Annotated in this window: 20 protein-coding genes; 10 read left to right on the top strand and 10 right to left on the bottom strand. The window is 46.5% G+C overall.

The window, feature by feature from the left end; translation table 11 throughout:
- Positions 1–50: 50 nt before the first annotated feature.
- Together mrcB and hrpB are read right to left on the bottom strand one after the other, a co-directional pair.
- Positions 51–2,399 carry a penicillin-binding protein 1B gene (mrcB, locus tag AACT23_RS16555; protein ID WP_094128770.1) on the bottom strand — a complete coding sequence of 783 codons (2,349 nt, stop codon included), beginning with the start codon at positions 2,397–2,399 and terminating at the stop codon, positions 51–53.
- Positions 2,396–4,864: an ATP-dependent helicase HrpB gene (hrpB, locus tag AACT23_RS16560; protein WP_094128773.1), complete on the bottom strand. Its 2,469-nt coding sequence runs from the start codon at positions 4,862–4,864 to the stop codon at positions 2,396–2,398. Before hrpB ends, mrcB begins: the two co-directional genes overlap by 4 nt.
- A 55-nt stretch (positions 4,865–4,919) precedes the next feature.
- Between hrpB and sfsA the strand changes: the two genes are divergently transcribed.
- The 8 genes from sfsA (at position 4,920) to AACT23_RS16600 (ending at position 11,791) form a co-directional block, all read left to right on the top strand.
- Positions 4,920–5,660 carry a DNA/RNA nuclease SfsA gene (gene sfsA / locus AACT23_RS16565; protein WP_094128776.1) on the top strand — a complete coding sequence of 247 codons (741 nt, stop codon included), beginning with the start codon at positions 4,920–4,922 and terminating at the stop codon, positions 5,658–5,660.
- A 139-nt stretch (positions 5,661–5,799) separates the two neighbouring features.
- Positions 5,800–6,246 (top strand): RNA polymerase-binding protein DksA, encoded by a 447-nt coding sequence (gene dksA / locus AACT23_RS16570; protein ID WP_013857662.1) that lies wholly within the window; start codon positions 5,800–5,802, stop codon positions 6,244–6,246.
- A gap of 92 nt (positions 6,247–6,338) precedes the next feature.
- Positions 6,339–7,208: a tRNA glutamyl-Q(34) synthetase GluQRS gene (gene gluQRS / locus AACT23_RS16575; RefSeq protein WP_094128779.1), complete on the top strand. Its 870-nt coding sequence runs from the start codon at positions 6,339–6,341 to the stop codon at positions 7,206–7,208.
- A gap of 107 nt (positions 7,209–7,315) precedes the next feature.
- Positions 7,316–8,677, top strand: a complete 1,362-nt coding sequence (gene pcnB / locus AACT23_RS16580) for a polynucleotide adenylyltransferase PcnB (RefSeq protein WP_026028232.1) — start codon at positions 7,316–7,318, stop codon at positions 8,675–8,677.
- Positions 8,674–9,180, top strand: coding sequence for a 2-amino-4-hydroxy-6-hydroxymethyldihydropteridine diphosphokinase (gene folK / locus AACT23_RS16585; protein ID WP_017045879.1), 507 nt, complete (start codon positions 8,674–8,676; stop codon positions 9,178–9,180). Before pcnB ends, folK begins: the two co-directional genes overlap by 4 nt.
- Positions 9,180–9,974: a 3-methyl-2-oxobutanoate hydroxymethyltransferase gene (gene panB, locus AACT23_RS16590; RefSeq protein WP_010319550.1), complete on the top strand. Its 795-nt coding sequence runs from the start codon at positions 9,180–9,182 to the stop codon at positions 9,972–9,974. The genes folK and panB overlap by 1 nt, the downstream gene beginning before the upstream one ends.
- An 11-nt stretch (positions 9,975–9,985) precedes the next feature.
- Complete coding sequence (panC, locus tag AACT23_RS16595; protein WP_094125450.1) at positions 9,986–10,867, top strand: pantoate--beta-alanine ligase; 882 nt, start codon at positions 9,986–9,988, stop codon at positions 10,865–10,867.
- A gap of 381 nt (positions 10,868–11,248) precedes the next feature.
- Complete coding sequence (locus tag AACT23_RS16600) at positions 11,249–11,791, top strand: outer membrane beta-barrel protein (RefSeq protein WP_017045880.1); 543 nt, start codon at positions 11,249–11,251, stop codon at positions 11,789–11,791.
- 319 nt (positions 11,792–12,110) lie between these two features.
- Here AACT23_RS16600 and AACT23_RS16605 read toward each other — a convergent pair whose 3' ends face one another.
- The 3 genes from AACT23_RS16605 to AACT23_RS16615 all read right to left on the bottom strand — a co-directional run bounded on the left by AACT23_RS16605 (position 12,111) and on the right by AACT23_RS16615 (position 15,616).
- Positions 12,111–12,881, bottom strand: a complete 771-nt coding sequence (locus AACT23_RS16605; RefSeq protein WP_010319547.1) for an ABC transporter permease — start codon at positions 12,879–12,881, stop codon at positions 12,111–12,113.
- Positions 12,882–12,886: 5 nt separating this feature from the next.
- Positions 12,887–13,807 carry an ABC transporter ATP-binding protein gene (locus tag AACT23_RS16610; protein WP_026027559.1) on the bottom strand — a complete coding sequence of 307 codons (921 nt, stop codon included), beginning with the start codon at positions 13,805–13,807 and terminating at the stop codon, positions 12,887–12,889.
- Positions 13,808–13,948: 141 nt separating this feature from the next.
- Complete coding sequence (locus AACT23_RS16615; protein ID WP_094128782.1) at positions 13,949–15,616, bottom strand: SulP family inorganic anion transporter; 1,668 nt, start codon at positions 15,614–15,616, stop codon at positions 13,949–13,951.
- 250 nt (positions 15,617–15,866) lie between these two features.
- On the opposite strand from AACT23_RS16615, the gene can reads away from it, so the two are divergent.
- Positions 15,867–16,535, top strand: a complete 669-nt coding sequence (gene can, locus AACT23_RS16620) for a carbonate dehydratase (protein WP_013857670.1) — start codon at positions 15,867–15,869, stop codon at positions 16,533–16,535.
- An 83-nt stretch (positions 16,536–16,618) separates the two neighbouring features.
- On the opposite strand, the gene hpt is transcribed toward can, so the two are convergent.
- Positions 16,619–17,149: a hypoxanthine phosphoribosyltransferase gene (hpt, locus tag AACT23_RS16625; protein WP_010319544.1), complete on the bottom strand. Its 531-nt coding sequence runs from the start codon at positions 17,147–17,149 to the stop codon at positions 16,619–16,621.
- Between the two features lie 371 nt (positions 17,150–17,520).
- On the opposite strand from hpt, the gene AACT23_RS16630 reads away from it, so the two are divergent.
- Positions 17,521–18,138 carry a LuxR/HapR/OpaR family quorum-sensing transcriptional regulator gene (locus tag AACT23_RS16630; protein ID WP_013857672.1) on the top strand — a complete coding sequence of 206 codons (618 nt, stop codon included), beginning with the start codon at positions 17,521–17,523 and terminating at the stop codon, positions 18,136–18,138.
- A 101-nt stretch (positions 18,139–18,239) separates the two neighbouring features.
- On the opposite strand, the gene lpdA is transcribed toward AACT23_RS16630, so the two are convergent.
- The 4 genes from lpdA to pdhR form a co-directional block, all read right to left on the bottom strand.
- Positions 18,240–19,667, bottom strand: a complete 1,428-nt coding sequence (lpdA, locus tag AACT23_RS16635) for a dihydrolipoyl dehydrogenase (RefSeq protein WP_013857673.1) — start codon at positions 19,665–19,667, stop codon at positions 18,240–18,242.
- Positions 19,668–19,967: 300 nt separating this feature from the next.
- A complete protein-coding gene (aceF, locus tag AACT23_RS16640; protein ID WP_094128785.1) occupies positions 19,968–21,851 on the bottom strand; it encodes a pyruvate dehydrogenase complex dihydrolipoyllysine-residue acetyltransferase in 1,884 nt (627 codons plus the stop codon).
- Positions 21,852–21,869: 18 nt separating this feature from the next.
- Positions 21,870–24,545 (bottom strand): pyruvate dehydrogenase (acetyl-transferring), homodimeric type, encoded by a 2,676-nt coding sequence (gene aceE / locus AACT23_RS16645; RefSeq protein WP_013857675.1) that lies wholly within the window; start codon positions 24,543–24,545, stop codon positions 21,870–21,872.
- Between the two features lie 53 nt (positions 24,546–24,598).
- Complete coding sequence (gene pdhR / locus AACT23_RS16650; RefSeq protein WP_013857676.1) at positions 24,599–25,366, bottom strand: pyruvate dehydrogenase complex transcriptional repressor PdhR; 768 nt, start codon at positions 25,364–25,366, stop codon at positions 24,599–24,601.
- Positions 25,367–25,732: the final 366 nt, after the last annotated feature.

A 25,732-nucleotide genomic window follows, 5' to 3' on the forward strand; every position in this document is an offset into this window, starting at 1 on the left:
CGACTCTTCCTTAAATCCCTTTGAAATCAATTTAATATAAACTCCCCCAGCTACCACTGAAAGAGATTTTTTAACCATTGTCCTGGTTGTTTATCACAGCTCTGTTTCAATGCGCCGTTTTTATCCCACATGGGCAGTTTAAATTCGTTGTGACAATCTTGGATTAATTCACCCTCGGCACTGGTTTTAAAGCCAATCGTAGTAATGCCTTGCGGCCAAGGAAGAAGTAATTTTTCTGGGATCCGATGTTGTAAATATTCCGCGTACACCCGTAATGCACCACTCGAACCCGTAAGTTTGATCGGCTGATTATCATCGCGGCCAAGCCAAACCGTGGTGACTTCACGACCATCCACCCCGACAAACCAACTGTCGCGGCTATCGTTAGTGGTACCAGTTTTCCCCGCCAATGCCGCCCAAGCGAACTGGTTATTGAGATAGCGCCCGGTCCCTTCAAGTACTCCTCGCTTCATCGCATAAGTTGTAAGCCACGCCGCTTGCTGCTCAACGGCTTGGGATACTTTGGGAATTGATTGATAGAGCACATTGCCCTCTAAATCCAGTACCGAGCGCAGCGCCGATAAGGGCGCTTTTTTACCCGAGTTGGTTAAGGTTTGGTACATCTGCGCCACTTGATAAGGCGTCAGAGAGAACGCGCCAAGAAACATCGACGGTACAGGACGGATCTCCTCTTTGTTGACACCGAGCCGCACTAAAGTGTCAGAAACTTGTTCAATCCCAAGCTGCATGCCCAATTGTACCGTAGGCACATTAAGTGATTTAGCTAACGCGAGATACAGCGGCACTTCACCACGGAACTGACGATCAAAATTGCGCGGTGACCACACTTCGCCTTTGTTCCCTTTGAGTGTGATGGGTTTATCGATAAGCGTGGTGGCTAAGTTGTATTTATCTGGCTGTGCGAGTGCGGTGAGATAGACCGCTGGTTTGACTAACGAGCCGATAGGACGGCTTGCATTTAAAGCGCGGTTAAAGCCGTCATAACCGGTCTGTTTACCGCCAACCATGGCACGGATTTCACCACTGGTTCGATCAACAGCGATTGCTGCGGCTTCTAAGTTTTTCCCCGCCGTTTTGGAAAGCACTGGAATTTGTCGATCAATCGCCAGCTCCAATTTGGCTTGCGAAACAGGATCGAGCGAGGTAAAAACGCGCAAGCCAGTATCCGCTTTGAAGATCTCGCCCACTTTCTCTTTCAGTTCAATTTTTAACTGCTGAAAATACGCGGGTTGCCGGCTGGCAATGTGAGGATGCTTTTGCACATCTAACGGTCGACTGGCCGCTTGTTCAAACTGTTTAGCCGTCAAAATATCTTGCTGCATCATCAGCTTTAAAACCAAGTCGCGACGCTCTTTAGCACGTTCAGGGTAACGCGCAGGGTTATAATAAGAAGGCCCTTTAACCATGCCCACCAACAACGCTAATTGATCAATGCGCAATTCTTGTAATGGTTGACCGAAATAAAGCCGTGAGGCGAGGCCGAAACCGTGAATCGCCTCACCGCCACTTTGCCCTAAATAGACCTCATTTAGGTAGGCTTCTAAAATGCGATCTTTACTGTAGCGATAGTCGATAATGAGCGCCATATAAGCTTCACGCACTTTACGCCATAAGGTTCGATCGCTAGATAAGAAAATATTTTTTGCCAGCTGTTGAGTTAACGTGCTGCCGCCTTGCACGGTGCGCCCAGCCTTAATGTTGGCCACTAAAGCACGGGCAATCGCAAATGGAGAGATGCCATCATGTTGATAAAAATAGCGATCTTCGGTCGCAAGCAACGCATCCACCATCACTTCAGGAAACTGATCACGACGTAAAAATAGCCGCTGCTCATCGTTGCCTTTTTCAAGCATGCCGAGCATTTTGGGCTCAATACGCAAGTAACCCAAATCCCCTTTTTGCTCAAGAGATTGGATACGAACTAAACCGCTGTCATTAAAATGGAGCATCACATGGCGGTCAGGCTCAGGGCCATCGGCAAACTCAAAAGGGCGGCGGATGATCTCAATTTTGCTTGATGATGAAGAGTACTCGCCAGCATAGCGTGGTTGGTTCACTTTGCGATAGTTGAGTACATCAAGCTCATTGCGCAGCTCTTGCAGCGGGATGTCATCACCGGGAGCTAAATTCAAAATGCGCGCATACACGACGGTCGGTAAATCAAAAAGCTGGCCTTCGAAGCGTTGTTTGACCACGCTATTTAGGTAAATACCAACAAACAACAGCACCGCAGCCAGTGCAAGGCTCAGTTTCCAGCCAATACCCCACACAATTTTCCACCATGCTTTGCGTGGCGGTGAAGGCTTCTTGGCCGGGCGACGTGAAGGTTTTTTTACGCTATTTTTTTGAATGCCCGTAGGCTTTTTCTGGGTTGTCATTGTGCTAATTGCCGCTTAGTTTTCGTCGTCGCTATGTGGTTGGCAGGATCATCAGGCCAAACGTGTTTTGGGTAACGCCCTTTCATCTCTTTTTGTACTTCTTTATAAGCGCCCTGCCAGAAACCGGCGAGATCTTGAGTTACCTGCAAAGGCCGCTGCGCAGGTGAGAGCAGTTCCATTACCACTTTTTTACGCCCTTGAGCGATGGTGGGGGAATCTTGCTCGCCAAACATCTCCTGCATACGAACCGACAGCATCGGCTCCGCGCCCAGTTGATAACGAATGGCGGCTCGATTACCTGTGGGTAGCGGGTGGTGAGTTGGAAGCCAGCGATCAATCTCTTGGTTTAATGGCCAACCTAAATAGGCATTGAGCGCATCAAAAAGCGGTACTTTCGCTAACGCTTTGACCGATTTTACTCCGACTAAATAGGGGGCTAACCAAATTTCAAGATCATCAAGCAGCGCTTGTTCCTCGACAGCAGGCCATGCCGCTTCCGGTAGCCATTGCGCAGCGCAACGCATGCGCGTTAATAAAGCGCTCGCCGCTTCGCTCCACTGTAATACCGATAACCCCTTGCGACGGACATAATTGAGCAAGGCTTGCGTCATTTTTTCATGAGCAGGCTCTGGCAGCGCTTCACGCTCAATAACCAATTTACCGCACAGGGTTAGCCTTTCCGCGCACAGTTTCCCCGCTTTCTCATCCCAATCGACTCGTTCTTGTGTACTAAATAGCTCTGGGAAATGGGCTTGCAGTGCATCAATATCCAACTCTGTCGCAACAAAGATTTGGCTCGCTTGTGAGCCGCTGCGCATTAAATCCACCACCACTAAATAGTGCGCGCCCGCGAGGCGTTCATCGTCACGCATTTGCGCGCCGTGACCATTCGCCAGTAAGAACTGCCCCCGTTGCGACTCGCTGCGACGCTGGGCAATGCGATCGGGAAAAGCCAAACTCAGCACCAACGCCAACAATGATTCATCTACTTGTGTTAGCTGAAATTGGCCACCGAGTGCGCGCGCAAGCGTCGTGGCACGCTGATGTAGGTTTTGTGTTTTAGGGTGAGTCGCTTGCTGCCAACGCATTAAGCTATGTTGTAAATCCAGCACATTACGCTCAGGCTCTTCCAATAAAGCGGTCACAGCGAGCGCCGTATTTAGCATTGAATCACTCGTTTTATGGGCTTTGAGCAGCATACTCACCAGCCTTGGTTCCACACCAAGTGACTGCGCTTTTTTACCCAATGCGCTGAGCTGCTGTTTGCTGTCCATCAAACCAAGTGTATGCAATAGACTCCAAGCTTGCTGCATCGATGCTGGTGGTGGAGTATCCAGCCAAGGCAAATCGTTGACCGACACCACACCCCACTGCGCAAGCTCCATCGCCAAAGGCGCTAAGTCACTGTGCAATATTTCCGCGCTCGGCACTTGGGGTTGCTGCTTATATTGTGCTTCGCTGTAAAGACGCAAACAGATGCCAGATTCTAGACGTCCGGCGCGCCCCGTGCGTTGCTGCGCCGATGACTGGGCAATTTTCACTTGCTCTAAACGAGTGATGCCCGTTTTAAGATCAAACTTCGCTATCCGCTCTAGCCCTGCATCCACCACTAAGCGTATCCCCTCAATGGTCAGCGATGTTTCGGCAATATTGGTCGCTAGCACAATTTTTCGTTTGCCAGCTACTGCAGGCGCAATCGCTTTTTGCTGCGCTTGTAGACTCAACTGCCCGTATAAAGGACAAATATCAAACTCATCGGCTAAGTGTGCGAGCTGCTGTTCAAGCTGTTTAATGGCTGAAACGCCAGGTAAAAATGCCAGCAGAGAGCCACTTTCAGCTCGCATCAAGCCTTCAATCTGTTTGCTCATCGTCGGCACAAGATAATCATTGGCTCGCAGCGGTGCATAGCGCACTTCAACTGGATAAGCTCGACCTTCAGATTGCACATAAAGCGCTTGGGGTAATAATGACTGCAGTGCCAGTTGATCTAAGGTTGCTGACATTACGACGATTTTAAGATCTTCTCGCAGCGCTGATTGCACTTCCAAACTGAGTGCGAGAGCCGTATCCGCGTGAATACTCCGCTCGTGATACTCATCGAAGATCAAGAGATCGATTCCGCTTAGCTCAGGATCGGTTTGGATCATACGTGTCATGATCCCTTCTGTCACAATTTCAAGCTGCGTCGCTGCGCTGACTTTACTCTCACCACGCATACGATAGCCGACGGTTTGCCCAACACTCTCACCTAATTGCTGCGCTAAATAGCAAGCAATACTGCGCGCCGCCAAACGACGCGGTTCAAGCATGATGATCTTACCCGTGAATAATTGCTCTTTTAATAGCTGTAACGGGAAATGGGTCGACTTACCCGCACCGGGAGCGGCTTTGACAATCATCTGTGGGTGAGCTTGTACTCCCGCCAGCAGATCGGGCATCACAGCTTGAATGGGCAATTGTGACAATGTGCAATCCTTATGGTTAAATGGCGGCAACATTGTACATAAAAACAGTAGATAAATGCAGTTCAATCCTCCACTTCGATCCGCGACCTTACTCAAACGCTACAAGCGTTTTTTGGCCGACATTGAGTTTGCCGATGGTCAACAAGAGACTATTCACTGCGCCAATACTGGCGCGATGACGGGCTGCGCCGAGGCGGGTAATCGTGTCTGGTTCTCCACCTCAGACAACCCTAAACGTAAATACCCACACAGTTGGGAGCTGGCTGAAACCCAGCAAGGCCACTGCATTTGCATCAACACGGCTCGGGCGAATACGCTGGCAGTAGAAGCGATTCAAAACGGCATCATCAAAGAGCTGCAAGGATATGAGCAATTACAAACTGAAGTGCGCTACGGCCAAGAAAATAGCCGAATTGATATCTTGCTCAAATCACCCTCTAAACCGACGTGCTATATAGAAGTGAAAAGCGTCACCTTATTGGATGAGCGTTACTCTCCACACGACGATGTCGCCTGCAATTCAGGACAAGGTTATTTCCCCGATGCCGTTACAACGCGTGGACAAAAGCATTTGCGTGAATTAACGGAAATGGCAAAAAGTGGAAGCAGAGCAGTACTTTTGTTTGCTGTTTTGCATTCAGGGATTGAAAAAGTCTCGCCTGCACTCCATATAGACGCAAACTATTCACTATTATTGAAACAAGCGCAAAAAGAAGGGGTGGAAGTACTGTGCTACAAGGCTGTACTTTCAAGGAATGAAATCAAGCTCGTTAACACTGTAGAATTCGCCCATTAGTGACAAAAAATTGATGGCGCCTTCACATTGACAATAAGTTTACGATTGAGTGTTTGCCTCCTATAGATCTTTTTGCTATAGATACCCGCCTAAAATTAGCTGCTCGCGCAGTTGACTAGGTGTTAGTAGGAGATGCTGCATGCCGGAATTAAAGAAAAAAGCGATAGGCATCCTAGCCATTGCAGGTGTTGAGCCGTATCAGGAAAAGCCAGGTGAAGAGTATATGTCACCTGAGCAAATAGCTCACTTTACAAAAATTTTAAGTGCTTGGCGCAACCAACTTCGTGAAGAAGTTGAGCGTACCGTTCACCATATGCAAGATGAAGCCGCAAACTTTCCCGATCCCGTTGATCGCGCTTCTCAAGAAGAAGAATTCAGCTTGGAATTGCGTAACCGTGACCGTGAACGTCGCTTGATCAAGAAAATTGAAAAAACATTAAGCAAAATTGAAGAAGATGATTTTGGTTTTTGTGAATCTTGTGGCGTGGAAATCGGCGTTCGTCGCTTAGAAGCTCGACCAACAGCGGACCTTTGCATTGACTGCAAAACGCTAGCCGAACTTAAAGAAAAACAGATGCAAGGTTAATCTTACCTTTTGTTTGTGTTAAAAAAGGGAGCTAAAGCTCCCTTTTTGTTTTCACTCGATACCCAAATAACTTGTAACTTGGATGAATCGCAATGCACTATATTGGCCGATTTGCCCCATCACCTTCAGGCCCACTTCATTTTGGTTCTTTGATCGCTGCACTTGGCAGCTACTTTCAAGCAAAATCACAGCAAGGTAAGTGGTTGGTTCGCATCGAAGATTTAGATCCGCCAAGGGAAATGCCAGGAGCCTCCACCCTGATACTTCAAGCCATCGAAGCCTATGGTTTGCATTGGGATGGCGAGGTAGTTTATCAAAGCCAGCGCCACATTTTATACCAAGATCAAATTGAGGCTTGGCTTGAATCAGGGCAAGCCTATTATTGTGATTGCACGCGTAAACAAATTAAACAGATGGGTGGCTTTTATCCCGGTACATGCCGCTATAAAAAACCAACATTAACCGAAGATTGCGCGGTTAGGTTGCGTGTTGATACACCGGTAGAGTCATTTTTCGACCAAAAACATGGCGAAATTCACATTCCTAAAGCATTAGCACAGGAAGACTTCATCATTAAGCGACGTGACGGTTTATTTGCTTATAATCTTGCCGTAGTGCTCGATGATATCAATCAAGGAGTGACGGAAGTGGTGCGGGGAGCCGATTTAATTGAACCAACAGGACGACAAATCAGCTTGTATCATTGCTTACATAAAACTCCGGTAAGCTACCTTCACCTGCCGCTCGCGATGGATGGTAATGGCAATAAATTATCCAAACAGAATCATGCCACAGCCATTGATATTCAAAATCCTAAACCTACCTTGCTTAAGGCAATGCGCTTTTTAGGGTTTGAGATAAAACAAGAGATTAGCGACGCTTCCATCGATGAAATTATCTTTTGGGGCAGTCAGAATTGGCACGTTGAACAACTCCCTCGGGAGATCGAGATCACACCGTGATTCTCAAAAGGCTATCCTTACGCTATGATTAGCCGCAAAATCGTCCCGAACGGGCACTTTAAATAACAAAAGCAAGGTTGGCAAAAACCAATTATTGCCAGATGCACATGAATAAAAACGACTATACACCACGCGAAAATCGCGTTTACCAAGACTTAGCTCTAAATATTATCACTCGTGATGAACACAATATTTCGCGCAAGCAAATCAGCGATAATGCGCTCAAGGTGCTATACCGACTTCATGGCGCAGGTTTTGACGCCTATTTAGTCGGTGGTGGAGTACGCGACCTACTATTAGGTGAGACACCAAAAGATTTTGATATCGCCACTAATGCAACACCAGAGCAAATACGCCAACAGTTTCGAAACTGCCGCTTGATCGGCCGTCGCTTTCGCTTAGCGCACATCATGTTTGGCCGCGACGTAGTGGAAGTGGCGACTTTCCGTGGACACCATCAAGAACCGAGCCAAAACGTCTCAGCACAATCTGAAGCGGGTATGCTGCTGCGTGATAACGTCTACGGCACCATTGATGAAGATGCAGAACGCCGGGACTTTACGATTAACGCCATGTATTACAACATCGGTGATTACAGCATTCATGATTATGCTGGCGGCATGGACGACTTAGAAGATAAGCTCATCCGCTTAATTGGCGATCCTGAAACGCGCTACCGTGAAGACCCAGTGCGCATGTTGCGTGCGATTCGTTTTGCGGCCAAGCTCGATTTCGATATCGAAGAAGAAACAGCCGACCCAATCGAACATCTTGCTCCTTTACTGCAAGATATTCCTGCGGCACGTTTGTACGAAGAATCGCTAAAGATGCTGCAAACTGGCCACGGTTTAGAAACCTACCACTTAATGCGTGAGTACAACCTGTTCCAGCAGTTGTTCCCTGTGATAGCTCAAGAGTTCACTCCAGACTACGACTCGCACACAGAACAGATGTTGGATCTGGTCTTAGATTCAACCGACCTGCGTATTGAAGAAGGTAAACGCATCAACCCAGCCTTCATGTTTGCTGCCATGTTCTGGTACCCGACGGTGAAACTGGCTGATGCGTTAATGCAGCAGCGTAATTTCGCCTATTACGACGCCGTCATGGAAGCGAGTAACCTCATCCTTGACCAAGTGGTGAAAACCCTTGCGATACCTCGTCGTCATACCGCGACAATTCGCGAAATTTGGCAATTGCAGTTGCGCTTACCACGTCGCAATGGGAAACGAGCCTTCCGCCTTATGGAGCTCAACAAATTCCGAGCGGGTTTTGATTTTCTACAAATGCGTGGCGAGATCGAAGGCGGAGAGACGAAGAAGCTGGCTGACTGGTGGACAACCTTTGAAAGCGCCGGGCGGGATATGCGCCAAGCGATGGCAAATGATTTGGAAAGTGGCGCAAGTAACAAGCCGAATGTACGCCGCCGCAGAAGCCCACGTAATAAAAAGAGCCGCCCAGAATCATGATTCTCGTTTATATTGCTGTTGGCAGTAATTTAGGCGACCCAATCGCGCAAGCTAAGCAGGCCATTGAAGCCTTGAAATGTTTGCCACACTCTCGATTTTTAAGCGCCTCATCCTTGTACAGTAGTACACCGATGGGGCCACAAAACCAGCCCGATTACATCAATGCGGTGGTTGCGATAGAAACCGATTTAACGCCACTTGAACTGCTCGATTGTACCCAAAGCATCGAGTTAGAACAGGGGCGTGTTCGCAAAGAAGAACGTTGGGGGCCAAGAACACTCGATCTGGATATTCTTCTTTACGGCAATGAGGTGATCGATTCCGAGCGATTGACCATTCCTCACTACGGAATGAAAGTACGTGAATTCGTGCTCTATCCGCTCGCCGAAATTGCACCAAGTTTACAACTCCCTGATGGGACTGAGCTTAATCAACTGTTACCGCTCGTCGAACGTAACGGGCTCGGTATTTGGCACTCGCCAGCGCCTCGTAAGGACATTTAATGAAAAAAATCACCATAAACGATCTGATCCAATGGAAACAACAAGGTCGTAAATTTGCAACCGTCACCGCGTATGACGCAAGCTTTGCTCAGCTTTTTGAAAGCCAAGAGATGCCTGTATTATTAGTGGGCGATTCTCTGGGCATGGTGCTACAAGGTCACACAGATACCCTACCCGTCACCGTCGAAGAGATTGCCTACCACACACGCAGCGTGCGTGCTGGTAGCCCTAACTGTTTATTGATGGCTGATATGCCTTTTATGAGCTATGCCACACCACAACAAGCCTGTGAAAGCGCCGCTAAATTGATGCAAGCGGGTGCAAATATGGTCAAAATCGAAGGTGGTGATTGGCTGGTCGAGACGGTGAAAATGCTGACTGAACGCGCGGTTCCGGTTTGCGCACACCTTGGTTTAACACCACAATCGGTCAATATTTTTGGTGGCTATAAAGTACAAGGCCGCGACCAAGAAAAAGCAGACCGAATGGTCAAAGACGCGTTGGCGCTCCAAGAAGCGGGCGCACAAATTGTGTTATTAGAGTGTGTACCGGCCAGCCTAGCAGCGCGAATTACCGAAGTGCTTGATGTGCCAGTGATTGGCATTGGCGCAGGTAACGTGACCGATGGACAAATTCTAGTAATGCACGATATGTTCGGAATTTCGGCGAATTACATGCCAAAATTCTCGAAAAACTTTCTTGCTGAAACAGGGGATATGCGTAAAGCCGTCGCAAAATACATCGCAGATGTAGAAAGTGCCGCTTTCCCTGATGACGCTCATACCATCGCCTAAAGGAGATATTCATGCAAACTTTTGCTGACATTTCAGCTCTTCGCGAGCAGATCAAACAGTATAAGCGTGAAGGCCGCCGAGTCGCTTTTGTACCGACCATGGGCAATTTACATGAAGGCCACTTAACCCTAGTGCGTAAAGCACGTGAAGAGGGCAATGTGGTCGTGGTCAGTATTTTTGTTAACCCGATGCAATTTGACCGCGCGGATGACTTAAATAACTACCCGAGAACACTGGATGAAGACTTAAGCAAACTCAACGCGGAAGCGGTTGATTTGGTCTTTACACCAACCCCAGAAATAATGTACCCGCAAGGATTAGAAAAACAGACCTTTGTTGAAGTACCGGGGCTTTCTCATATGCTAGAAGGCGCATCAAGACCAGGGCATTTCCGTGGCGTTGCAACCATAGTCGCTAAGCTGTTCAACATAGTGCAGCCGAATGTTGCCTGTTTTGGTGAAAAAGATTTTCAACAGTTAGCGGTGATCCGTCAAATGGTCAGCGATCTTTGTATGGATATCGAGATTGTCGGCGTCCCTACCGTCCGTGAAATGGATGGCTTGGCGATGAGTTCACGTAACGGGCTGCTGACGTTAGATGAACGCCAACGTGCGCCTGTCCTTGCTCGTACCATGCGTTGGATAAGCAGTGCACTGCGTGGTGGCCGCGACGATTACGCCTCGATCATTGAAGATGCCAGTGATCAACTGCGCGCCGCAGGTCTGCACCCTGATGAGCTGTTTATTCGCGATGCCAAAACGCTGCAACTGATCTCGAATGAGACCACACAAGCGGTGATCTTAGTGTCTGCATTTCTGGGTAAAGTACGCTTAATCGACAACCAAGTGTTGGAATTTAGCGCCGAAACGAAAGCGGACCCTGAAGAAGAGTAATTGCTATTTCAAGTGATGACTCATTTTCACTTCAAAACCATATATTTAAAAGGTCGCCCATAAGGAGCGACCTTTTTTGTATCGTTATTTAACTGAGGTTAACGCGATTATCGGAGAACAATATAGTTTGATTGGAAATGTGCCTTTTTCAAGCTACCTATAGCGATTAGAGAGTTAAAATTTGATCATTTTTGAGGTTAGTTACTACCGCTAAGATTTATGAAATGACAATAAACATTGAGTACAATTATGTTAAATCAACATATCAAATCTAGTTTTTTGCCAATTTAGTTCAAAAATAAAACAAAACACAATGTGCATAACAGCTATATCTATTATAAATGTAGATAACTACTTATTTAGTATTGAACAAAAATCACTATGAAAATACCTTTCTTAACATTGTTATTGCTTATTTCTTCTAGCGCCTACGCGGTAAACCATCAAATTGGCGTTGGGATTGGTTACGGTGGTACCGAAGGGCCAAATGATTGGGATGATTCAGGCTTCGCGGGAAAAATTGACTATTCTTACCAGTTTCACCCTAATTTCTCTACAGAGATTGGTTATGCAGGAGTCGATGGTATGACCAACAATATTATTTCCACCACTTTTGGCCAAACCAAACAGCAAGTAAATTATTCAACAGGCTACCTTGGCCTCAAAGCCAGCCTTTCTCCTATTCCGTTTTTTAATCTTTATGCGCTAGGTGGTGCAAACTACTCAAACGTTGAGAAAACCTTCACCCCTACGGGTCAGGCAGAGAGAACCGAATCGCACAAGGGTTTCAACCCATATTATGGACTTGGGGCCGAAGTAGTTGCCTTCAACACGGTCGGCTTTAATGTCGAATACCGTAAATTTTTCTTAGCCAACGATTTCGAGTCCGATGCTGTCTTCGTAGGACTAAACGTTAAGTTCTAACATACGTCAGCAAATCTCTTTACCGAGAGCTTACTTTTTTGTCCGTGAATATATTATGGTGTTTATTATTCCCATTATGTTAAACGGGCGAGTTAACTGTCAAAAACAGCCTTCAGAGCGATTTTCAGGGCAAAATTCGGCTATCTACAGACACGTACTTATGGGCGAGAAAATGGGGCCACACGGTTTTAGCAAACCACATCTATCATCATAAATAGCTTACTCCCAACGCTCACAAAACTAATTCCCTCCCCTTCAAGGGGAGGGTTAGGGTGGGGTGAACCCCCTCCTAGCCTCCCCCTAAAAGGGGGAGGCTCTATTAAGTCCTTAACCCAATACCACGCGAAACCAGATAATGCGCAACCCCATACAGGGCCACTACAAAAATACCAAGCACACTGAACGAGGTAACAATTCCCACATCCGACACACCAAGAAAACCGTAACGGAAGGCATTAACCATGTAGACGATTGGGTTGATTTTCGATACCGCTTGCCAAAAGTCAGGCAATAGGCTGATCGAATAAAATACCCCACCTAAGTAGGTTAATGGCGTCAATACAAAGGTAGGAATAATCGAAATGTCATCAAAGGTTTTAGCAAAAATGGCGTTAATCATGCCGCCTAAAGCGAACACAACAGAGGTGAGAAAAACCGTCGCCGCAATAATCCCCCAATGATCGACCTTGAGATCAACAAAGAACAGCGACACAAGGGTCACTATCGTACCCACCAGCAAGCCACGCACTACCCCGCCCATCACAAATCCGGCGATAATGACGTAGTTAGGTACAGGCGCAACTAACAACTCTTCGATGTTTTTCTGAAACTTCGCACTAAAGAAAGAAGAGGCGACGTTCGAGTATGAGTTAGTGATCACCGACATCATGATTAAGCCCGGGACAATATATTCCATATAGCTAAAGCCGTTCATCTGGCCAATACGCGAACCAATTAGGTTGCCAAAAATAATGAAATAGAGCGTCATGGTGATGGCTGGTGGTACTAAGGTTTGCACCCAAATACGCGTAAAGCGGTTGATTTCTTTAGTCAGCAAACTGCAAAAAGCCGTCCAATATAAACGATACATCATGATTATCCTCGGCTTTGCTGTTGAACGATGCTGACAAACAGCTCTTCAAGGCGGTTCGCTTTGTTGCGCATCGAAAGCACCGTAATTCCCTGTTCTGTTAACTGTGAAAAGACTGAATTTAGCCCTTTCGTTTTCTCCAACTCAATTTGTAACGAACCGTTGAGCATGGTTTGCGAGATCACACCACTGAGTTGTGGTGCTGGCGGAGAATTCTCTGCGATATCTAAAATAAAAGTTTCGAGCTGTAATTTGGCCAGCAAATCCTTCATCGAGGTATTTTCAATAAGCTCACCTCGGTTAATAATGCCGATATTGCGGCACAGCATCTCCGCTTCTTCTAAATAGTGCGTGGTTAAGATAATGGTGATCCCTTGCGCGTTAATCTCAGTTAAGAACTCCCACATCGAGCGGCGCAGTTCAATATCCACACCGGCGGTAGGTTCATCTAAAATCAGCAACTTAGGCTCATGCATTAAGGCTCGAGCAATCATCAAACGGCGTTTCATACCACCAGAAAGATTACGTGCACGCTCTTTACGTTTTTCCCACAAATCGAGTTTTGAGAGGTACTTCTCTGCCCTCTCTTTCGCTAACGCTTTCGTCACGCCGTAATAACCAGCTTGCTGCAACACAATTTGTTCAACCGTTTCAAACTGGTTGAAGTTAAACTCCTGCGGTACTAAACCAATATGTTGCTTGGCCAGTTCAAGATCTTTGTCAATATCAAAACCAAACACTTTAACGGTGCCAGAGGTTTTATTGACCAGCGAAGAGATAATGCCAATGGTGGTTGATTTCCCGGCCCCATTGGGCCCAAGCAGTGCGTAAAAATCGCCTTTTTCAACCTGTAAACTCACCCCTTTTAGGGCCTCAAACCCACCAGCGTAAGTTTTTCGTAATTGTTCTATTTCTAATGCGTACATTCCACGGATCACTCTTTGTGATGTTAACCTATCCAATGTGCTGCTAAGGCTCGCGTTTTTCAACCCAATATTAGAAATTGATAAAATAAAAAAACGCAGATCCAGCGATCTGCGTAATTCATTCTTGCACAACCTTAACGCTTAACGATTTTGGGCTACCTGCTTAACCGCAGCATTGAGCGCTTCATAACGAAACGAAAAAGTCTGCTCGGTTGGCACCAGATCCAAAATATGAAACTTTTCCAGTTGCTGTTTGGTGTGCACATTTGGGCAAAGTAAGTAGACCGCGCAGTGGGCATCTAAGGCATCATTAATCGCGTTTTCTAAAGCAAGCCCAACCGTCACATCAATCATAGGTACATCAGTAAGATCTAAAATCATCGCTTCATAGTCACTGATGTGATTGTGCTGGCGAGCGATCGCTTTAGATACACTAAAAATCATCGGCCCTGAGAGATAAAAAAACAGCACCTTACCATTGGCTTTATCCAATAAAGCTCGTTCGCTGTCAGTCAATGGCACATCGTTTTCATCAGCATCACTAATGGCTTTCACTTGGCGAGCTTGCTCGCGGCTCAAGCGTTCTATGATCAAAATATTTGAGATAAAAACGCCCAAGCCAACCGCAACAATCAAATCGACAAAGACAGTTAACAGCATCACACCATACATGATGGCCATCCCCTGCACACTCACTTTATGCGCGCGTTGGATAAAGCTCCAATCAAGAATATTAAAACCAACATACACCGCAATCCCTGCCAATACAGCCATTGGAATCGGTTCGGTTAAGCCTCCCGCCACCAACACCACTAAGGCTAATACTAAGGCACGAACTACACCAGACAGAGGAGAACGCGCGCCGACCTGAATATTGGTCACCGTACCCATGGTTGCACCTGCACCTGGCAACGCACCCAATAAACCCGCGATCATATTAGCCAGCCCTTGCCCTCGCAGTTCTTTATCGGAATCATGCTCTTTACGCGTTAGAGAATCGCCAATTACCGCGGTGAGCAAAGTATCAATGCAGCCGAGCGTACCGAGTACTAAAGCGTCAATCACCATGGTGGTGAACATCTCGGCATTAAAGGTTGGAATAACAAAAGAGGGTAAGCCAGCAGGGATCACACCAATACGGCGGATCTCATCGCTATCAAATAACAGTACCGAAACAAGCGTCACGCCGACTAAAGCGACCAATTGAACGGGCACTTGTTTGCGATATTGAGCCGGGAGAAAAAATAAAATGCCTAAGGTTAACAAACCAAGAAAGAGCTCACTGAACTTCATCTGGCTAATGATCTCGGGCAACGCGGTTAACGTTCCCATCACTCCCCCAGCGGGAGCCGCCTGACCAAGCAGCGGTGATAACTGCAGGATAATCAAAATAACCCCGATTCCTGACATAAAGCCAGAGATCACGCTATAGGGCATTAAGGTGATGTATTTCCCGAGTTTTAAAGTGCCAAGTACAATCTGAAAAGCGCCTGCCATCATGACAACCGTGAAGCTAACTGCAAGCCCCGTTTCAGGATAACGCGCCACCATGCTGGTTAAAATGGCCGTCATAATGACCGTCATTGGCCCTGTGGGTTCAGAAATTAATGTAGATGAACCACCAAACAAGGCAGCAAACAGCCCCACCAATATTGCTCCCCAAAGCCCTGCTTCTGCACCCGCACCAGACGCCACACCAAAAGCCAAGGCAAGTGGCAGTGAAATAATCGCGGTCGTGACGCCACCAAAGACGTCACCTTTTAGGTCGATATCGGCAAAACGGCCTCTAAACACAATGCTTTTCCTCATACTCAAAATAGGTTGTCTCACTCTAACAAATCATCATTCTAATAATTAACCATTATTTTACATGTGATTGATTCTCTGTTGACCATCCAAATAGCGATGGAAGCAGTTTAATTTTTTTACTAGGAAAACTCGTCAGATGAGTGAGTGTTTTGTCATTTTATAAGAGAACAGAATTGTAACATTGTGTATAGTCAGGCCTATTCTTGCGCATTACCATTGATGCGATTGAACTATTTTTAAGGGAAGTGAGATGCCAGAACTGAAACAGCTTTTTGAAAATAACTCACGTTGGTCTGAATCGATTAAGGCTGAACGTCCTGAGTACTTTGCAAAACTCGCTCGCGGGCAAGACCCAGATTTTCTATGGATTGGTTGTTCTGATAGCCGAGTTCCGGCCGAGCGTTTGACTGGGCTTTATTCTGGTGAGCTGTTTGTACACCGCAACGTTGCAAACCAAGTGATTCACACTGACCTTAACTGCCTTTCTGTGGTGCAGTACGCGGTTGACGTACTGAAGGTCAAGCACATCATCATCTGTGGGCACTATGACTGCGGTGGCGTCAACGCAGCGATTGATAACCCACCGCTGGGCTTAATCAACAACTGGTTACTGCACGTGCGTGACTTATACCTTAAGCACCGTACCTACTTAGATGCAATGCCAGAACAAGATAAAGCCGACAAATTGTGCGAAATCAACGTTGCCGAGCAAGTGTATAATTTAGGTAACTCAACCGTACTGCAAAACGCATGGGAGCGCGGCCAAGATGTCGAGCTGCATGGCGTGGTCTACGGTATTGAAGACGGACGTTTGGAATACTTAGGCGTTCGCTGCGATTCACGTGAGCGAGTCAACGACACCTATCAAAAAGCGATGGAAAAAATTCTTAATGCGCAACATAACTTGCTGTGTCGATAACAGCGTGTTAATTGCCGTTAAAACTGTAGTTAAAAATACAGAATGCCCACTATTTAGTGGGCATTCTATTATCGCTGGCAAAATTACGCTTGCGGCACAACTTTACCAATGTAAGGTAGGTGACGATATTTTTGCGCGTAGTCGATACCTACGCCCACGACAAATTCATCTGGGATTTCAAAACCGATCCACTTGACCTCTACAGGTACTTCACGGCGTGAAGGCTTATCCAGTAAAGTACAAATGTGAATGGATTTAGGTTCACGTAAAGACAAAATTTCTTTTACTTTATTTAGTGTATTACCCGTATCAATAATGTCTTCTACCAGCAACACATCTTTACCTTTAATGTCATCATCCAGATCTTTCAGAATGCGCACATCACGTGAGCTTTGCATCGTGTTGCCATAGCTTGACGCGGTCATAAAATCGACTTGATGAACTAAGTCGATCGCGCGAGCTAAGTCTGCCATGAAGACAAATGAGCCGCGCAACAAGCCCACCAGTACCAGATCTTCACTACCTTGGTAATGCTCTGTGATTTGTTTGCCTAATTCACGAATTCGTTCCTGAACCACTTGCTCAGAAATCATCACTTCAACTGTATGTTTCATACTGTTCTCTTTTCGGGTGATGCGACACGCTACGATCATCGCAGTTTAATGATGGCGTCGCGTAACTAGCTTGGCGCGTATAGTACCACTGCCACACAGGATAGTTAAATAATTAGCAAAACTCTGGATATGATGAAAAAAAGCTCCTACGCTGCCGCGAACACCTTCACAGCACATACGTCACATCAATAAAACACACAATAAAACACGTTGAATCCGATAAGATTTAACACAATCGCACAAAAAACAAACTCGAAACGTTGACCTCAACCATATGCAGCAGTACACTCATAAAGCTTTAAAGCAACTAACAAAATAATCATTAGAGCGAAAAGCTCAATTCAACAGTCATTGGCAAGGATTAACAACTCATGGAAACATCGATAGAAAAACGCCCCAGAACTCGCTTATCACCACAAAAACGCAAACTTCAACTGATGGAAATCGCCCTTGAAGTGTTTGCTACACGGGGAATAGGCCGAGGTGGCCACGCAGATATTGCTGAAATCGCCCAAGTTTCAGTCGCTACTGTCTTTAACTACTTTCCAACCCGAGAAGATTTAGTCGACGACGTACTCACTCATGTTGTACGTCAGTTTTCAAACTTCCTCGCAGATAATATTGATCTTGATTTGCATGCGAAAGATAACTTAACCAACATCACCACTAAGATGATTTCTCTTGTGATTGAAGATTGTCACTGGTTAAAAGTATGGTTTGAATGGAGCGCTTCAACGCGCGAAGAAGTGTGGCCACTTTTTGTCTCCACCAATCGTACTAATCAACTTTTGGTACAAAATATGTTTATCAAAGCCATTGAACGTGGCGAAGTGTGCGATCGGCATGAACCAGAACATCTTGCTACGCTCTTTCTTGGTATCTTCTACTCACTGTTTGTACAAGCAAATCGCATACAAGACGAAGCCAGCATGGGTGTACTCGTGAAAAGCTACCTCAGCATGCTCTGCATCTATAAAAAAGATCACTAGGCTTAACTTCCTAGTCTCTGAATTATGAGCATAAAAAAACCGCTGAATTCAGCGGTTTTTACTATTTAACTAACCGGCAATTTAACGCATCAGCGTTGAAGTTACTTTTTCTTCTTCGCTTTTGCGTTTGGCAGATCAGTAATCGTGCCTTCAAATACTTCCGCAGCAAGGCCTACCGATTCATGTAACGTTGGGTGAGCATGAATCGTCAAAGCGATATCTTCTGCATCACAACCCATCTCGATAGCCAAACCGATTTCACCAAGCAGTTCGCCGCCGTTAGTACCAACGATAGCGCCACCAATAACGCGGTGAGTCTCTTTATCAAAGATAAGCTTAGTCATACCGTCAGCACAATCAGAAGCGATAGCACGGCCAGAAGCTGCCCATGGGAATGTCGCGACTTCGTAGTTAATGCCTTCTGCTTTGGCTTCTTTTTCAGTTTTACCAACCCAAGCCACTTCTGGCTCAGTGTACGCAATTGAAGGAATAACTTTAGGATCGAAGTAGTGCTTCTTACCAGAAATTACTTCTGCCGCTACGTGGCCTTCATGCACACCTTTGTGCGCCAACATTGGTTGACCAACGATATCACCGATCGCGAAGATATGAGGAACGTTAGTACGCATTTGCTTATCAACATTGATAAAGCCGCGCTCATCCACTTCAATACCTGCTTTTTCAGCATCCATCAGCTTACCGTTTGGTACACGGCCGATAGCAACAAGAACCGCATCATAACGCTCAGCTTGCGCTGGTGCTTTTTTGCCTTCCATTGAAACGTAGATACCATCTTCTTTTGCTTCAACAGCGGTTACTTTGGTTTCAAGCATCAGGTTAAATTTGTCTTTGATACGTTTGGTGTAGACTTTAACCATGTCTTTATCCGCCGCTGGGATAAGTTGGTCAAACATCTCAACCACATCAATCTTAGAACCTAGCGAGTGGTAAACCGTCGCCATTTCTAGACCGATGATACCCCCCCCCATGATCAACAGTTTTCCAGGAACTTCTTTCAGTTCAAGTGCATCCGTTGAATCCCAAATGCGTGGGTCTTCATGAGGAATGAATGGCAGTTTAATTGGACGAGAACCAGCTGCAACGATGGCGTTATCAAAGTTAACCACAGTTTTGCCGTCTTCACCTTCAACTTCAATGGCGTTAGGGCCAGTAAATTTGCCGAAACCGTTCACGACAGTCACTTTGCGCATCTTCGCCATGCCGCCAAGACCGCCCGTTAACTGGTTGATAACTTTTTCTTTCCAAAGGCGGATTTTATCGATGTCCGTTTGTGGTTCACCAAACACAATACCGTGCTGGGCCAATGCTTTCGCTTCTTCGATAACTTTTGCAACGTGCAGCAACGCTTTTGATGGGATACAACCCACGTTCAAACACACACCGCCAAGGGTGCTGTAGCGTTCAACAAGTACTGTTTCAAGACCTAAGTCTGCACAGCGGAATGCAGCGGAGTAACCAGCAGGACCGGCACCAAGTACGACGACTTGGGCTTTGATTTCTTTGCTCATTTTGACCTCTTGTAGTCATTATCCCTAACAGGCTGAGTGGATGTTCTCGTTGTTTTTAGTGTTTAATCCAATGAATTAAACCCATGACTGAGCCAATTACTTAAAACAAATGAATTAAAACGAATTATTTTCAGACCGCAACAGTTTACAGAGATGTTAATGGTGTGAAAAGTAAATCCATTTAGCCTGTGAGCTAGACGACAATTCGATTAAGAAAAAAACCTTCATAATCCAATTGTTCAATTATTCGTGTTAACAAGGGCGGCTTTAACGGCCGCCCTCTCTTTCACTAAACTTGGCTTACAGAACCAGACGACGAATGTCTGATAGCGCGCCATTTAGGAATGTGATGAAACGCGCACCTTCCGCACCATCAATCACACGGTGATCGTATGACAGTGATAGTGGCAGTTGTAGGCGTGGTTCGAACTCTTTACCGTTCCACACTGGCTTAAACTCAGACTTAGATACCCCAAGGATACCGACTTCTGGCGCGTTAACGATAGGCGTAAACGCTGTACCGCCGATACCACCTAAGCTAGAGATAGTGAAACAGCCACCTTGCATGTCTGCAGCGGTCAGTTTACCTGCACGGGCTTTCTTCGATACTTCAGCCAGCTCTCTTGATAGCTCATAAATACCTTTTTTGTTCACATCTTTGAAGACAGGAACAACAAGACCATTTGGCGTATCAACAGCAATACCCACGTTCACGTACTTCTTCAGAATCAAGCTTTCGCCATCTTCAGAAAGTGAAGAGTTAAACGATGGGAATGCTTCTAGTGCTTTCGCTACCGCTTTCATGATGAACACCAGTGGGGTGATCTTCATGCCAGTGTCGTTCTTCGCTTCAATCGCATTTTGCTCTTTACGGAAGTTCTCAAGCTCGGTGATATCCGCATTATCCCATTGGGTAACGTGTGGGATCATCACCCAGTTACGATGCAAGTTAGCACCAGAGATCTTCTTAATACGTGAAAGCGGTTTTACTTCTGTGTCACCAAACTTGCTGAAGTCCACTTTTGGCCAAGGTAGCAAGCCAAGCGCGGCGCCATCACCTTTACCAGAAGCCACTGCGGCAGAACCCGATTCAAGACGCTTCAGCGCTTCTTTCACGTAGTTTTGCACGTCTTCTTTTAGGATGCGGCTCTTACGGCCAGAACCTTTGACTTTCGCTAGGTTAACACCAAATTCACGCGCAATACGGCGTACAACCGGTGATGCGTGAGAGTACTCATTGTTCTCTTCAAACTCGGCAGGTGCTGCCACCGCTGATTTTACCGCTTCCGCTTTTGGCGCTGATGCGGCTGGAGCCGCTGCTTGCGCAGGGGCCGCTACGGCAACGGGCGCTGCACCGGCAACTTCAAACACCATGATAAGAGAGCCTGTTGACACTTTATCGCCAGCTGCAACTTTGATTTCTTTCACAACACCAGCAAACGGCGCAGGAACTTCCATTGATGCTTTATCGCCTTCAACGGTGATAAGAGACTGCTCTTCACTCACGGTATCGCCAACCGCCACCATGATTTCCGTCACTTCGACTTCATCACCACCGATATCCGGTACGTGGATCTCTTTTGCTGCCGAAGCGGCTGGTGCTGCAGCTACAGGTGCTGCCACTTGAGCAGAGGCTGCCGCCGGAGCGGAACCCGCCACTTCAAAGATCATCACCAGTGAGCCTGTCGATACTTTATCGCCAGCGGCCACTTTGATCTCTTTCAGTACACCAGCAAATGGAGCAGGTACTTCCATTGAGGCTTTGTCACCTTCAACCGTCAGTAGAGATTGCTCTTCTGCGATTGAATCGCCGACTGCGACCATGATTTCAGTGACTTCCACTTCATCACCGCCGATATCTGGCACGTGAACTTCTTTAAGCTCAGCGACAACCGCGGCAGCAGGAGCCGCAACTGGTGCAGCTTCCACTGCTGGAGCTGCGACCGCTGCGCCTTCTGCTTCAAAAATCATGATAAGTGAACCGGTCGATACTTTATCGCCAGCGACTACTTTGATTTCTTTTACAATACCCGCTTGAGAAGCCGGTACTTCCATAGAAGCCTTATCACCTTCTACAGTAATAAGAGATTGCTCTTCTTCAACCTTGTCGCCAACGCTGACAAGAATCTCAGTAACTTCAACCTCATCCGCACCAATATCCGGTACATTAATTTCGATTGCCATTATTCTTTCCTACCTTAATTAAGCGTATAGCGGGTTTGTTTTTTCAGTATCGATGTTGAATTTCTTAATCGCTTCAACCACAACTGATTTCTCAACATCACCACGTTTCGCTAGTTCGCTTAGCGCGGCAACCACCACGTAACCTGCGTTCACTTCGAAGTGACGACGTAGGTTTTCACGGCTATCAGAACGACCAAAACCATCAGTACCTAGTACTTTGTATGATTCAGCCGGGATAAACGCACGCGCTTGCTCAGCGTAGTTCTTCATGTAGTCAGTTGCTGCGATGGCAGGCTCGCTACCCATTACCGTTTGAATGTAAGGTACTTGCGGCTGCGCTTCAGGGTGAAGCATGTTGTAACGCTCACATGCTTGGCCATCACGAGTAACTTCATTGAATGATGTTACTGAGTAAACATCTGAAGCCACGCCGTACTCATCACTTAAGATTTGAGCCGCTTTGCGTACTTCGTTCATGATCGTACCTGAGCTCATTAACTGAACTTTACCTTTAGAGCCAGTCGTTCCTTGTGGAGCGTAGCTTTCTAATTTGTAGATACCTTTACGAATACCTTCTTCAGCGCCTTGTGGCATTTCAGGCATTGCGTAGTTCTCGTTCATCAGCGTTAGGTAGTAGAACACGTTCTCTTGATCGCCATACATGCGGCGAATACCGTCTTGCATGATGACTGCAACTTCGTAAGCAAATGTTGGATCGTAAGAAAGACAGTTAGGGACCGTTGCCGCCAATATGTGCGAGTGACCATCTTCGTGCTGTAGACCTTCACCGTTCAGCGTCGTACGACCAGCGGTAGCGCCCAATAGGAAACCACGTGCTTGTTGGTCACCTGCCATCCATGCCATGTCGCCAACGCGTTGGAAACCAAACATAGAATAGTAGATGTAGAACGGAATCATTGGCAGATCGTTTGTCGAGTATGAAGTTGCAGCAGCAACCCATGAAGACATAGCGCCCAGCTCGTTGATCCCTTCTTGCAGTACCTGACCTGAAGTCGCTTCTTTATAGTAAGAAACGATATCGCGGTCTTGAGGAGTGTAGTTCTGACCGTGTGGGTTATAGATACCGATTTGACGGAACAGACCTTCCATACCGAAAGTACGTGCTTCATCTGCAATGATTGGCACAATATTTTTACCAATGCTCTTATCTTTGAGCAAAATGTTCAACGCACGGACAAACGCCATTGTGGTTGAGATTTCACGTTTTTGCTCTTCAAGCAGAGGCTTGAACTCTTCAACCGCTGGAATCACAAGTTCTTGAGTGAACTTAGGCAAGCGTTGAGGTGTGTAACCTTTTAGCGCTTTACGACGAGCGTGTAAGTATTCGTGCTCTTTCGAGCCTTCTGCCAATGTTAGGTATGGCAACTCTTTCACAGCTTCATCCGTCAGAAGATCTTGTAGACCAAGACGATCACGCAGTTGCAGCACGTGAGTCATGTCCATTTTCTTCACTTGGTGAGCGATGTTCTTACCTTCTGCCGCTTCACCCATGCCGTAACCTTTAACGGTCTTCGCCAGAATCACGGTTGGCTTGCCTTTCGTGTCTTGAGCATTAGTAAAGGCTGCGTACAGTTTAGAAGACTCGTGACCACCACGCTTCAGCGCGAAAATTTGATCGTCAGTCATATCAGCAACAAGCGCCGCTGTTTCTGGGTATTTACCAAAGAAGTGTTTACGCACGTAAGCACCATCTTTCGCTTTAAATGTTTGGTAGTCACCATCGATGGTTTCGTTCATCAACTGAAGCAGCTTACCTGTGGTGTCTTTCGCCAGTAGAGAATCCCAGTTGTTACCCCAAATCACTTTAACAACGTTCCAACCTGCGCCTTTAAATAGGCCTTCAAGTTCTTGGATGATCTTACCGTTACCCATGACAGGGCCGTCTAGACGTTGCAAGTTACAGTTGATAAGGAAACATAGGTTATCAAGCTTCTCACGAGCGGCGAATGAAATCGCACCGCGTGATTCTGGCTCATCCATCTCGCCATCACCTAGGAACGCGTATACACGCTGTTCAGAAGTGTCTTTCATACCACGGCCATCAAGATATTTGAGGAAACGCGCTTGATAGATTGCAGAAATTGGACCCAGACCCATAGATACGGTCGGGAATTGCCAGAATTCAGGCATCAATTTCGGGTGTGGGTAGGAAGGAATACCTTTGCCATCCACTTCTTGGCGGAAGTTGTCAAGTTGCTCAGCCGTTAGGCGGCCTTCAACGAACGCACGTGCGTAGATCCCTGGAGAGATGTGACCTTGATAATAAACCAAGTCACCGCCATCTTTTTCATTAGGCGCACGGAAGAAGTGGTTAAAACATGTTTCGTAGAACGAAGCAGAAGACTGGAATGACGCCATGTGGCCGCCAAGATCGAGGTCTTTTTTCGATGCACGTAGAACGATCATAATCGCGTTCCAACGGATGATTGAGCGAATGCGACGCTCAAGCGTTGTGTCACCTGGGTATGCTGGTTCTTGCGCAGCTGGAATGGTGTTGATGTAGTTCGTGGTAATACCGGTTGGCATATCAACACCGTCTAGACGTGCTTTATCTAGAATTTGCTCAAGTAAGAACTGAGCGCGTTCTACACCTTCTTCACGTACAACTGACTCAAGGGCGGCTAGCCATTCCTGAGTTTCCAGTGCATCTACGTCATGCTTCATGTCAGACATGGCGATCTATCCTTCTATTGGTTGGATCTATAAAACAAGCAATTCGCCGTAGGTTACGACTCATTACCCTGCTGAATTCGGCGCAACGAACGCTCACGACGAGACTCTTCTTTGGTCAAATCCAGCAATGTTTCTTCGATATAAGCTAAGTGAGAATGGGACATTTCGCGCGCCTTTTCCGGCTGACCAGAAACGATCGCATCCACGATATTAGCTCGGTGTCTACTTACTTTCTCCACCACTTCATGGCGGCGGTGTAATAGTTTTAAATTCTGTAGAACATTTTGCTCAAGCAAAGGAGCGAGGCTGCGAACAATATGCAAAAGCACCACGTTGTGGGCCGCTTCAGTAAGAGCGACTAAAAACGCGACCACCGCAGACGCTTCTGCTTCGACCTCTTTTTTCGCTTGTTGTTCACCAATTCTCGCCAAACAGGCTTGAATGCGAGCAAAATCTTCCTCAGTACCACGCAATGCTGCGAAATAAGCTGAAATACCTTCCATCGCGTGGCGCGATTCCAATAGATCGAGCTGGGTTTCAGAGTGGCTAGACAATAAATTTAGCAGAGGATCAGAAAAACTCTGCCAAATGTTCTCACTGACAAACGTACCTCCACCTTGACGGCGGGTTAATAAACGCTTGGCTTCGAGGCGTTGAATGGCTTCACGAATGGATGGACGAGACACCTCGAACTGTTTTGCCAGTTCTCGTTCTGGAGGCAATTGTTGCCCCGGAGAGAGTGTTCCTTCCACTATCAGCCTTTCTAACTCCTGTTCAATTACATCAGAGAGTTTTGGCTGACGAATCCTTTGATAAGCCATAATTTATTATTCTTCTACTCTTTGCAGTCAATTGGTAATACCAATTTCAAGTTGGTGCAGAAATTAACATAATTAAAACGTAGCTGTCCAGCCAAAAGTTGACCTAAATCATAGAACAGCCCACGCTTAAACACTTTGATAACAATAGTCGATTAAAACAGCAATATTATTGGTCAGACCAATTACAAAATGAATACAGATGGGGAAATGATGGGCTAGAAATGGGGAAACATTCGTTGTCATCTACCCTTTCTAGAGGAAACATTCTTTGGCTCCTCCCCCTTCTAGGGGGAGGCTGGGAGGGGGTGTAATTCGAAAAGTACAAAATCAATCAAAAGAGACACCCCACCCTAACCCCTGTCTCTT

It is taken from the genome of Vibrio sp. V09_P4A23P171 (genome assembly GCF_963875615.1).
Classification (GTDB): Bacteria; Pseudomonadota; Gammaproteobacteria; order Enterobacterales; family Vibrionaceae; genus Vibrio; species Vibrio anguillarum.